Source organism: Phyllobacterium zundukense (genome assembly GCF_025452195.1).
GTDB classification, from domain to species: Bacteria; Pseudomonadota; Alphaproteobacteria; order Rhizobiales; family Rhizobiaceae; genus Phyllobacterium; species Phyllobacterium zundukense_A.
In genome coordinates, this window is the sequence record NZ_CP104973.1 from 310620 (window position 1) to 321451 (window position 10832).

At 53.5% G+C, this 10832-nt stretch carries 9 protein-coding genes; 1 reads left to right on the forward strand and 8 read right to left on the reverse strand.

Annotated features, from left to right (window positions below):
* Positions 1-44 precede the first annotated feature (44 nt).
* The 6 genes from N8E88_RS13900 to N8E88_RS13925 form a co-directional block, all read right to left on the reverse strand.
* Positions 45-1253 carry a polysaccharide biosynthesis/export family protein gene (locus N8E88_RS13900; RefSeq protein WP_262294179.1) on the reverse strand — a complete coding sequence of 403 codons (1209 nt, stop codon included), beginning with the start codon at positions 1251-1253 and terminating at the stop codon, positions 45-47.
* A 61-nt stretch (positions 1254-1314) separates the two neighbouring features.
* A complete protein-coding gene (locus N8E88_RS13905) occupies positions 1315-3483 on the reverse strand; it encodes a GumC family protein (RefSeq protein WP_262294180.1) in 2169 nt (722 codons plus the stop codon).
* Positions 3484-3528: 45 nt separating this feature from the next.
* Positions 3529-4320 carry a response regulator transcription factor gene (locus N8E88_RS13910; protein ID WP_262294181.1) on the reverse strand — a complete coding sequence of 264 codons (792 nt, stop codon included), beginning with the start codon at positions 4318-4320 and terminating at the stop codon, positions 3529-3531.
* A 422-nt stretch (positions 4321-4742) separates the two neighbouring features.
* The gene (locus N8E88_RS13915; protein WP_262294182.1) at positions 4743-5402 is read right to left on the reverse strand and encodes a PIG-L deacetylase family protein; all 660 of its coding nucleotides are present in this window, start codon (positions 5400-5402) and stop codon (positions 4743-4745) included.
* Positions 5399-6211: a sugar phosphate nucleotidyltransferase gene (locus N8E88_RS13920; RefSeq protein WP_112526197.1), complete on the reverse strand. Its 813-nt coding sequence runs from the start codon at positions 6209-6211 to the stop codon at positions 5399-5401. Before N8E88_RS13920 ends, N8E88_RS13915 begins: the two co-directional genes overlap by 4 nt.
* Positions 6208-7503, reverse strand: coding sequence for a class I SAM-dependent methyltransferase (locus N8E88_RS13925; RefSeq protein ID WP_262294183.1), 1296 nt, complete (start codon positions 7501-7503; stop codon positions 6208-6210). Before N8E88_RS13925 ends, N8E88_RS13920 begins: the two co-directional genes overlap by 4 nt.
* A gap of 316 nt (positions 7504-7819) precedes the next feature.
* Between N8E88_RS13925 and rfbC the strand changes: the two genes are divergently transcribed.
* Positions 7820-8359 (forward strand): dTDP-4-dehydrorhamnose 3,5-epimerase, encoded by a 540-nt coding sequence (gene rfbC / locus N8E88_RS13930; RefSeq protein ID WP_262294184.1) that lies wholly within the window; start codon positions 7820-7822, stop codon positions 8357-8359.
* Here the strand turns inward: rfbC and N8E88_RS13935 are convergent.
* Positions 8323-9684: a DUF4910 domain-containing protein gene (locus N8E88_RS13935; protein ID WP_262294185.1), complete on the reverse strand. Its 1362-nt coding sequence runs from the start codon at positions 9682-9684 to the stop codon at positions 8323-8325. The two genes, rfbC and N8E88_RS13935, sit on opposite strands and share 37 nt — an antisense overlap.
* A gap of 27 nt (positions 9685-9711) precedes the next feature.
* Positions 9712-10782 (reverse strand): NAD-dependent epimerase/dehydratase family protein, encoded by a 1071-nt coding sequence (locus N8E88_RS13940; protein WP_262294186.1) that lies wholly within the window; start codon positions 10780-10782, stop codon positions 9712-9714.
* Between the last annotated feature and the right edge of the window lie 50 nt (positions 10783-10832).

Genomic DNA, 10832 nt, shown 5'->3' on the forward strand with positions numbered 1-10832 from the left:
TAACCTGGCTGCTTTTTTTGCATAAGTATACCTCCTGGCGTGGTCTAACCGGGCGGGTTGATACTATTGGCTGCAACGTCCTTCGGAACCGCCAATTGGGCCCGCAGGATATCGCCCGCCTTGATCGGATCATGTTCAGTCAACTCCGATTCCTGATACTCGCCATTTACAATGCGGGCAACAGAGAAAGTTAGCCTCACAGACTGATCGCGCGTGGTTGCCCGCTGCGCTGTCGCACCAATCTCTGCCATTGTCTGGACAATGAAGGCCAGTCGCTTCTTCAAGCGAATGAGATCCAGCTCAATGTCCCGCAGTTGATTGGCGGCGTCATTTGCTCGCTGCTCCTTCAACGCAAGCAGCCGCTGCCCGATAGCGTTTTCATTTTGCCGGGCACGTGCGAGAAATGAACCGAATTCAAGGGCATCGCGGCGCATGGCGGAAAGTTGCCTTTGGCTATCTCTCAACGTCGACTGCGCCGTGAGCCCCTGCGATACAAGCTTCTCCGAGGATCCTACATTCTGTTCCAAAAGAGAAATTTCCTCGTTACGAAGCTTGGTACTTTTTTCCAGCGTATCGATCTCTTCCCGATAATTCTGCTTCTGGTCCTGGAGAGCTTTTTCTTCGCTGTGCAAAGCTGCCAGGCGCAAATCAAAAACCCGACGCTCGGAGTCGACTACTTGTTGGCGAGCGGGCAAATCGTCGGTGATGGTTTCCTTGTCCAGAACGTATTCAAACGGCTTTTCGTCGAGCTCCGCCTGGAGACGCGCACGTCTCACATCTTGAGCAAACAGTTGCAGAGACGTCTCCGAATAGTCCTGACGCGCAGTAACCAGCTGGGTCCCTGCTGTGTCCATCTTGTCCAACGCCTCTTTCAGACCACCGCTAAGGGCGAACAGTTCAAGCGCAATCATGCCAGGGCGAAACTCATACTTACCGGGCCTCTGGACATCGCCAATGACAAACACTGGCGCATATTCCTTCATTGCCACGGAAACAGAAAGGCCCGGAATGTGTTGCAGCAGCTTCTGATTGATAGTGCTGCTGATCTCTGCAATGGTTTGATTTGCAACGGGGATATTGCCGAGAATGGGATATCCTATTGTCCCTTCCACGCTGACGGGAAACGTTCCGGACAATCCTGTATCGCCATAAACGGTGATCAGGAGAACATCGCCCGATGCCACTCTATATGGATCTTCGTTCCCCCATGCCGGCGACAACAAGAGGAGCGAGGAGAACGCACAAGCGGTCATCAGTTTGTTGATCCGGTGAGCAAATCCCGGGCGGTTATTTCTTTGTTTGATCAACATTGCCTCAAGCCTTTGCAGTGGAAGAGCGTTTTTTTGCGTAGTCAGCAAGCTCCTTGACGACACGTCCGGAGACGAGTTTCGTGGGAGCAAGTGGAGCGCTCAAGGCGACCGGACGCCGGCTTTCGTGGTCGCTGTTGAGAACGATACCGCTGACTTTCCGGCCGTCAGCGCGTAGTTTGGCAACGGCAGCCACGACGTCCTCCATTCTGGCGACATCACGGCGCACGACCAACACCGTCGTGTCGGCAAGCGACGCCGCGCGTATGGCATCCGCGCTGTTGGAGATAGCGGGCGTATCGATAAGAACAATGTCGTACTGTCGCTTGAGCTCTGCGATCATTTTGGCGAATTGCTCGTGGCCAAGCAAGAATTCTGCCGGAACCTGACAGGTTTGCGTTGCGACAAAGTCGATCGAGGATTCCGGATCGTGCTGCACCGCCGCTTCGAGCGTGTGCCGGCCACGGATCACCTCTTCCAGGTAGGGTCCGAACTGATCGCCGAATTCATGCGCAACCATCGGATTCCGGAAATTGGCGTCGACGACGACAGTACGTATCCCCGTAGCCGATAGCGATCTCGCGAGGCCCGCTACGATCAGCGTCTTGCCCTCCTGGTCGCCGGCTGAAGTGATGGCAATTGCCCGCGCGGCCTTCGTCGATGCCGACAGTAATAGCTGCGCCTGAAGGTCGGCGATCGCACGGCCAAAGCCCGAATTACCATCGGTAACCATGCGTGCGGCTTCTTTCCGCTCGCGGACCGACAATTGCGGTATCCGGCCGATGATGGGTAACCGCGCTGCTGTTTCGAGAGCCACGCTCGATCGGATCGATTTATCACGCAATTCCATGAGAAAAGCGCCGGCCATGCCGAAACAGATGCCGCCAATTCCACCCAACGCAAGCCACGATGAGAGACGCGGACTTACCTTCGACCTTGCCGGAACTGCACGCGAAATCATACGTGCTTCAGCCGTCGCGATACCGTCCTGCTCGATCGTTTGTTTGTAACGTGTGAGATAGCTTTCATAAATTGCGCGGTTTGCCGAAGCTTCGCGATCCAGCTGATCAGCCTGGACAGTGGCTTTGTTGGCAGTCGACATGCTGTCCTGCAGCTCTTTGAGATTTGCCTCAACCGACGCTTGCTGGAGGTGCGTGACATTTATCTCGTTCCGGAGACTATCCAGAATTTGTTGAACCTCGGCACCGATCTGGCCTTTCAACGAGTCAAGTTGCGAATTAAGTTGTGGGAGCTGGACGCTTTGAGTTGCCCCGCTCTCTTTGATCTGCTGAATATTCCTCTCGATTCGGGATTGTTCCGTCCGTAGTGCCAAGATGGCCGGGGAATTGAGAATTTCCGACAAAGCCACGCCAGAGTTGTTCTTTGACGCCTCGATTGCGGTTGAGAGCCGGGCCTCAGCACCTGCAAGCTTTCCCCGCAACGTCGCGAGTTCCGCATTCAGCGCAGCAATCTGCTGCGACTGCAGCGTCATGCCGTTTGCCTTCACCAGTCCCGATTGCTCGCGAAAATCGGCGGCGGCGCGTTCAGAATGTTCGAGCGTTGCCCGCAGGCTGGTTAGCTTTCCGCCCAGCCAATCACTGACACGGCGCGTGGCCGTAGTCTGCAAATCGATTTGATAGTTGAGGTACGCTTCACCAAACGCATTGGCGACAGCAGCAGAATATTCCGGATTGTTCGCGCGGTAACTGATGTAAATCGTGTATGATCGGCCGTCATTGAGAACACTAAGATTTGACAGGAGTTCATCAATTCTTGACCGATCGGACGGCGTTTCTTCATCCGTCGCGACAAGATTTTTTTGCCCAGGCACAATGATTTTGCCTTTGGAGTCAAAACCTTGACGATCCAGGTCGGCCAGTACTTTCTCGGCCATGGAGCGCGAACTGATAATGTCGAGTTCCGTCCTCAAAACCGGACTTTCCTGCGGAAGCGGTGAGACGACCGACTCATTTGGAAGCGCCTGCAGTTTGCGAACGTTGAGAGCCAAGATCGCTTCGGAACTGTACTTGGCCGGGGCGGTCATATAGCCCACTATCGCCAACCCCAAGCACAGAACAATGGCTGATAGAACTGTGAGCCATCTGTTCATCAGGAGCGAAAGGATACGCGATAGTGGCATTCCGCCTTGAGGAGGCAAAACTTCAGAAACGATCATGATCAATACCTCTGAAAATCAGATATCGGTTAGCAGGTAACCCGTTCAGAATCTGGATTCATGCGGAATCATGTCGCTGATTTTGTACGCAACCTCCGTCCGATTGGTAGCACCCAGTTTCTTCATGATATTGCGAATATGGACCTTTACCGTGCTTTCGCAGAGGTTCAGCTCATAGGCGATAATCTTGTTTGCCTTGCCACGACGAAGACCCTCGGCAACTGCGGACTGCCGCGCTGTGAACGAAGTGGTGATGTGACGAAACTCATCGCTTCGACCGCCCAAAAGTTTACGCAAAGTCAGAACGCTACTCGCCGGCACGAACTTACCGCCGGCGATTGCCAGTTCAATTGCCTGCATGCAGATTTCGATACCAACCGTTGTGGGGATGTATCCACGAACGCCGAGTTCCAGTGCCTTCAGAATAGAGGTTAGATCATCATTGTCGGCAACGACAACGACAGCCGCCGTCTGGAATGTCGCGACAAGTTCGCTGATTTCAGCGGTGAGGTTGGCATCGTCCAGCGTGCGGTTGCCAGTGTTGATTAACACTGCGCGCAAATTGGATAGTTCTTTTTTAGAGGCTTGCCATTCTTCCAAGCTACCGAATGTAAATACTTTGAGGCCTATGTGATGGTTGATCAAAGCCTGCGCGAGACATTCGCGTTCCAAAGCGCGCTTGTCGACAATGGCCAAGTAATCTTCCGCGCTGTATTTCTGGAATTGGCGATTACCGTTGTATTTATCGTTGGATTGTTGGTTGTTATTTACAATGATCTCACGATCATATGGCTCTTGTTCATTGTTGCCCAAGCGGGATGGATGAATATTCTCCATTGTATTAACCCCAATTTTTATCTTTTGTTGCGAGTTGATCTATTGAACGCACCTAAACACGTCCAGCCGCACTTCTTTTTCACGAATATTAATTTACGCTCTTTATTTGTTAGTGTCTTTAATCCTCTTATAATTCCTTCGATGGTGGAAAATTTGACGGTGTAGCCAGCTATAGCCCGATCCCATACGCTGGATTAATTCGTCGGGGATGCTTATTAGTTCGTTTCCCCCGGCATTTGCCTCCAAACTAAACATATAAAGAAAGTCTTATACTTGAGATCAACGCTGCGTAGAGCGTCGAACCACGCGAATGCAGTGATTCGCATCGTTTTAAACACGTGATTCGTTAGATTCTGAGATGTCCTCAAGGATAATAGAACTGATCGCGTTTTTGGACGCAGAGCTGCTGGAACAACAGGGCGTTATCCTATAGCCAAGGCCAATTTGCGATTTGTGAAGGCTTCGGCGAAACGCTCTTCAGCGCGGCATTCCATACCCCGTAGGCGGGCCAAGCCTTTGAATGTCAATTCATCGAACCAGTCTTTCGAGCGTTGCGTCCCGAAGTGCTCGAGAAGAAGTTCGGTCTTCCGGTCCATGATTTTGGACGGCAACGGCATATACGTGTTGTGCTGCATGAGATCTCCGTCCCATTTTGGAATTTCATATTCGAGCACAAGATGGTCGCGGAAGACATTGGTTGTCAGACGGTTTACTTCCCTGTGATCCTGGTGCGCGTCGTCGCGGGCATGGGTGAAAATCACGTCGGGCGAGAACCGCGCGCGCGCAGCATTGAGCCACTGCTTGATCTCTCGCGATTGACTGGGAAAATAGCTGTCTTCGAACTCGGCGAGTTCGATATTCGTCGTGCTAGCGCCTTGAAGGAAAGCAATGGCTGAAGCATTTGCTTCATCCGCACGGATCCCGGGTGCGCTCAACACGCACCAGTGGATGTCAACCAGAACGCCATCGGCAATAAGGCGCAGGATTGTTCCCCCTGCGCCTATTTCGATATCATCCGAATGCGCTCCGAGGCAAAGGACAGAAAGACGCTCTCCGCGTCTCGCCAATGGCAATTGCCTCATAGCGCCTTGACCAAACGGATGTTGGAGCCATCTTTCAGTGCGCCATGGGCTGTCCAAGGCATTTCACCGCGCTCAACCATTTCCTGGAGAGCCTGCCAATCGCGCAGCGTATCCATTGAACGCCAGAAGCCTTCGTGCTTGTAGGCCATCAGCATGTCGTCTGCGATGAGCCGGCTGAAGGGTTCGAGTACGAGTTCCTCGGATTCGCGCATATAGTCGAATATCTCGCCACGGAATAGGAAGTAGCCGCCATTGATCCAGATGTCGGAACGGTCGGACGATCGGAATTCACGCACACGTCCGTCTTCGGCTATGTCCGCCAGATGATAGGTAAGCGGCGGGCGAACGGCGAGGAAGCATGCGATTTTTCCACTGGCTTCGAACTTTTCTATCATGTCGTCCAGATCGACATTGCTCAGGCCGTCGCTATAGTTGGCGAGAAATATCTTTTCGTTTCTGACTTGATTGCGCACAGCCCAGAGGCGCTCACCGATGTTGCGCCAGATGCCTGTGTCGATCAGAGAAATACGCCAATCTTTTTGCGACTCACCCAACACCTCCACATTGCCATCACCGGTGACCACACAGTCGGAGAATGTCTGTGGGCGGCAATTGAGGAAAAAGTCCTTGACGACGTTGGCTTTGTAGCCAAGGCAAAGAATGAAATCATCATGTCCATAGTCGGCATAGTACTGCATGACATGCCGCAGGATCGGCTGGGAGCCAAGCGGGATCATGGGTTTTGGAACGTTTTCCGAATATTCGCGAATGCGGGTGCCCATGCCACCACAGAACAGAACAACCTTCATGACTTGAGCTCCTTCGGATCGATGACGGCGACACCTGGAATGGGAACAACGAATTTTGCGCCCCATTCCTGGACATGCCGCATCTGTGCAACGATCTCGTCCTTGAGATTCCAGGGCAGGATCAGGATGTAGTCTGGTTTCACCAGATCGATGGCTTCAACGGGTTCGATCGGGATATGCATACCGGGTGTATAGCGGCCGTGCTTGTACGGATTCCGGTCCACGGTGAAATCGAGGAAATCGGTCCCGATACCGCAATAATTGAGCAGCGTATTGCCTTTACCGGGTGCGCCATATCCGCAGATGGTCTTGCCGGTCTTTTTTGCTTCAATCAGGAAGGATAGAAGCTCACGCTTTACCTGGCGGGCGTTCTCCACGAACGAGGTATATGTCTCGATCCTGTCGAGGCCTGCATCGACCTCATTTTTCAAAACTCGGGCCACACTTGGCTGAGTCGGACGCTCACTGTCCATATGAGCCAGGTGAACGCGCAACGAGCCACCGTGCGTACCGAGTTCTTCTACATCGATGACTTTCAACTCGTGCCGTTCGGCCATGAGTTCAATTGTGAGAAGCGAGAAGTACGAAAAATGCTCGTGATAGATCGTGTCGAACTGATTTTCGGCGATCAGTTTCTCGATATGAGGAAACTCCAGAGTAATTACACCTTCCGGCTTCAACAGGATTTTCATGCCGGCAACGAAATCGTTGAGATCCGGTACCTGCGCCAATACGTTATTGCCGGCGATGAGGTCTGCGCGCAGTCCTTCATTCACTAGCGTCTGAGCATATTTTTCACCGAAGAACTCCACGCGCGTCGGGATACCCTTCTCAATGGCGACCTTGGCAACATTGGCCGCTGGCTCGACCCCGAGCACGGGAATGTTCATCGGAAGGAAGTGCTGAAGCAGGTAACCATCATTGCTGGCGAGCTCGACGACAAGACTGTCGCGACCAAGCTGGAGTTGCTCGGCCATCTGATGGCAGTACTTCTTCGCATGCGCGACCCAGCTGGTGGAATAGGAAGAGAAATACGCATACTCTTCAAAAATGGCCTCCGGGCTGACATATTCGCTCAGTTGCACCAGCAGACACTCCTCGCAAACGTAAGCGTGGAGGGGATAGTATGCTTCCATAGAATCGATCAGTTCGCGCGGAACAAAGCTCTCACAGGGAGGTGACATTCCGAGATCAATGAAAGTGTCCTTCAAACCGGTGCCGCACAGGCGACAGGAGTGTATTTTGTCGCTTGGGCGGTTCGCCAACAAAAGAGTACTGGTTTGAATGTTCATGCCTCGGCTCCTGATCGCGTGTAGTCACCTGCCGCATAAGGTTCATCGGGCAAGCGCCATCCTCAGGCTCCGAAGTTACGGCCTTCAGCACGCGCGGGCGATATGACAATGCGATCAGTGGGCTCATCCGAACGGTGGAACGTCCCCATAAGGTGTCCGTCAAACGGAGTGCGGCTGTTGCTGTCACGCGGGGCATTCAATCCGCGTGGCATGAACATTGGCGATTGTTGGCCTACCCCTTATTGTGAGTTTCGCGCGTGCGCAGAGTTTGACAAAACTACAGTGTTGGACATGGCTGAAATCAGGGGTGAATAGAATGAGATTTACCGAGACAGAACTGAACGGTGCGTGGCTCGTCGAGACGGTTCCGCTCTCGGATGCACGCGGATCCTTCGCCCGAACGTTTTGCGTAGACGAGTTCAGAGAACATGGACTGGAAACAACATTTGTTCAGCACAGCATGTCGCATTCGGTGACCAAACATACTTTGCGAGGTATGCACTTTCAGAGGGCACCGCACGCTGAGGTGAAGGTGGTTTCCTGCGTAAGGGGGGCGATCCTGGACGTGATCGTCGATCTTCGTCCCCACTCACCTCACTACCGGCGTTGGGCGGCCTACGAACTTTCCGACACCAATTGCCGCCAGCTCTATATCCCGAAGGGATTTGCCCACGGTTTCCAGACGCTGCACGACAACGCGACTGTCTCCTATCTCATATCGGAGTTTTATAATCCGCAGGCCTCGACCGGCGTCAGGTGGAACGATCGAGCATTTGCAATCGACTGGCCAGCGAAGCCGACCGTCCTGTCAGACAAGGATCAAGCTTGGCCGCTGCTGGACGCCTCACCCGCTTGATCTTGTTCCGGCGCCTCGGCAAGCAGGCCGTTTGCGAGCAGCAGTTGCGCGGCGCGGGCGATATCGCGGAAGGACATGTGTGATTTCTGTGCGATGTCGAGCAGAGTGTGATTGCCATCCGCCAGATTGAGCACCCAAAGGTACCCCATGGCGGTTTCCCCGGTAGACTTGTCGCCGCCTAATGCGGAATAAAGACCACGCCTGCCAAGCTGAGGTTCGCCTTTCGGGAAAAGATTGATCGGCGTCCAGTTCATCTCCAATATATCGATCGCATCCATGATCATCCGATAGGACGAGCCCAGATGCTCCGGTGAGATGAACTCCAGATTGTCAGCAGAGGTGTGATATTCTGGAAATGTTCCAAAGGCGCTCCGTTGAAACAGCCCAACCGGTAGATTGAATCCCGGCGAACAATATTGACGCTCATCGTAGCCATAAGGACTGAAATCGCTAAGCTTTCCCTGCCTGCCGTCCGCGTTCAATACGTACTGCATCGCTTGATCGATCATGGAATTGCCACGGCGGCTCCGCTTGTAGTTGGGCCCGCCGCCGTCACCGACGCAAGAGACAACCAGTCCATGGTCGATCCGTGAGATCTTGTCTTCATTGCCTGCAAGCCACGTCAGCGCACCGATCGTTCCAGGTGCGAAAAGGAAGCGGTAATTGTAGCGTGTTTTGCGTGCGCGCAAGGCTTTGGCCAGACAGGCCAACAGTGCCAGACCAGAACAATTATCATTGGCAAGCGATGGATGACAGATATGGGCGGAAAGCAGCACATCTCTTTCTGACTGACCCTTGTGGACAAATTCGCCATAGGTCAAATGTCCGTCACGCTTCTCCGAGTCAATCAGAACTTCATATTCACCCTCCTCCAGTTGCAGGAACTCCTTGTGCGCCATACACAGGCCCCACTGCTCGCTGTAGTAGGACGTTCTGTAAGGAATAAGGTCTGGCTGTTCAGGCAAGGTATGGATGTGGGATTTCAGTTCGCTGAGGGACATTGTCTGTCGCACAGCCGCGCTGTATCCCAGCACGTGTAGATTATTGTCGGCGAAGTCGAGAACCTTCCGGCCAGATGGATCCTTGATATAGGCGTCTCGGATATTCCATTCCTGCGGCACCGTCCAATCAAGCACCTGCGTCCCGGTCGGAACCTCGTATTGTGTCAGATCGATGTGCTGACCGAGGACTTGCAGTGTTTCACGCACGCCCTCCCCGGTGATGCTTCGACAGATGGGGAAAAGCCGGGCAGCGAGCGCGTAAATGCGGATTCCCACATCAACCTCGACGTCCCCCGTCGCCCTGATCGTATCAAACGATACCATAAAGCTATTCATGGCAGACACGGATGGTCATATGACAGCATCGGCCAAAGCCGGATGCCGAGATGACGACGGAATACGGCGGAGACTCTGGTTCAATGTGCCCTCGTCCAGCGACTTCCGGATGTTGCTGATGCGTTGATAGCGTGGCCCCTCGAATTCCTGGAGGGTCAATCCGGCACTCATGTAAGCAGCATGCAACTGCTCTGCACCGGCCCTTGCGTCCCAGACGGGCTTGAACGCTGGCAGAACCCGAGCGATTTTTTCGAAACTTACACGGTAGGAACGCGTGTCGGGACCCGCATCATCTGCAAATTCAAGCCTGCAACCGGGCACGACCTGCGCCACAATCTCTGCAATTTCCCGAATGCGGTAATTATGCGCCGACTGACCGACGTTAAATGCTTCGTTGTGTACTTTGGCTTTTGGAGCTTCCATGGCGGCGAGGAAGGCGCGAGAAATATCTTCGATGTGGACGATCGGACGCCAGGGCGACCCATCGGATTTGAGCAGGATGACACCTTCGGTGACCGCCCAAGCGACGAGGTTGTTCAAAACGATATCAAATCGCAGCATCGGAGACAGACCATAGGCGGTTGCAGGCCTCAAATAGACAGGTGTGAAATTGTCATCAGCGAGCTTCGCAATGTCCTTCTCGGCAAGCACTTTGGACGAGCCATAGGCCGTAACCGGATTGAGCTGTCCGGTCTCATCTATCATGCCCTCGCCCGACTTGCCGTAGTTGCTGCAGGACGAAGCAAAGAGAAATCGGGAAACACCGGCCTTCTTTGCCGTTTCAGCAAACTTCACGCTGCCGCGATGGTTGATTTCATACGTGATATCCGGATTGAGGTTGCTGAGCGGATCATTCGACAATGCGGCGAGATGAATAATCGCGTCGAAGCCTTTGAGATCGCTCACCGTCACGTCTCGTACGTCCTTGCAAACCGCCGGAATGTCCGCAATCGAACCGCCTGGGGCGTAGGAACAACTGCGATAAAGCTCGGCGTCGTAGCCGTGAACCTCATGGCCGGCTTTCATCAGGAAAGGCGCCATGACCGTTCCAATATAACCGCGATGCCCTGTCACAAGTACTTTCATTGTGTGTCGTCCTTCTGCGCATGGATATTTTTTCTGGTAAAACGGTACTT